This window comes from Priestia sp. SIMBA_032 (genome assembly GCF_046535215.1).
GTDB classification, from domain to species: Bacteria; Bacillota; Bacilli; order Bacillales; family Bacillaceae_H; genus Priestia; species Priestia aryabhattai.
In genome coordinates this window covers 1-284 of sequence record NZ_JAWRXD010000455.1, presented here as the reverse complement: position 1 = coordinate 284, position 284 = coordinate 1, and the positions used below count along the sequence as shown (strand labels likewise).

Here is a 284-nt window from a genome sequence, read left to right as displayed (position 1 = left end):
ATACGAGTTGGGGAAACAACGATTCATATAGTAAAGGCAGTATTCTATATAGAAAGTTTATATAGTAATTTGCGAAAAAATTATGATTTTTTTACTTGCAAAAGAAATTGAGATTATTTATTATTATAAGTGTGTTAGCACTCGGATGACTTGAGTGCTAATAAATAAAATTTACATAACAAAATGAGGAGGTTATTGTTCATGCTAAAGCCATTAGGTGATCGCGTTGTAATTGAGCTTGTTCAAGCAGAAGAAAAAACAGCAAGTGGTATCGTATTACCAGA

1 pseudogene is annotated in these 284 nt (G+C 30.6%); it reads left to right on the top strand.

From position 1 onward, the window contains the following. Positions 1-201 precede the first annotated feature (201 nt). Positions 202-284, top strand: a pseudogene (groES, locus tag SB717_RS35140) (co-chaperone GroES); the annotation flags it as partial.